This is a genomic window from Methylobacterium sp. Leaf88, from assembly GCF_001422795.1.
Taxonomy (GTDB): Bacteria; Pseudomonadota; Alphaproteobacteria; order Rhizobiales; family Beijerinckiaceae; genus Methylobacterium.
Window position 1 is genome coordinate 139,722 of record NZ_LMMK01000003.1, and the last position, 491, is coordinate 140,212.

The 491-nt window shown below is 65.6% G+C and carries 1 protein-coding gene; it reads left to right on the forward strand.

Annotated elements, in window-relative coordinates; genetic code table 11:
* Positions 1-243: 243 nt before the first annotated feature.
* On the forward strand, positions 244-491 hold a 248-nt coding region (locus tag ASF20_RS01990; RefSeq protein ID WP_162242129.1), incomplete at its 3' end, for a dTDP-4-dehydrorhamnose 3,5-epimerase family protein.

The following is a 491-nucleotide window of genomic DNA, read 5'->3' on the forward strand; positions in this document are numbered from 1 at the left end:
GGATATGATCTGAATGGCGATCATCGATACTTTCCGCCCGGATCATCCCCCGCGCTGAGGAGGAGGTCCGTCAACATCAAACGCCGTCTCCTGTCGCGAAGTCCTGTGTCGGAAACAGGGCCGCGAGCTCGGGACGGCTCCGACGCATCGCGGCCCCTTTGAAAATCCCCCTCCGATCCTTGACAGCCTGGGATTCAGGCTCGTCAAGGACGGGACAGCTTCGTGATCTTGAGGTCTTCCGGCATGCAGGTGATTGAGACGGACATTCCGGCGGTCCGGCGGGTGGTGCCGACGCGCTTCGGCGACGCGCGGGGCTGGTTCTCGGAGACCTACCGGGCGGACATCCTGGCGCGCGCCGGCATTGCGGATGTCTTCATCCAGGACAACCAGTCCTTCTCCGCCCCGCGCGGCACCGTGCGCGGGCTGCACTTCCAGCGCGCGCCCATGGCCCAGGCGAAGCTCATCCGGGTGCTCGCGGGTGCCATCCTGGA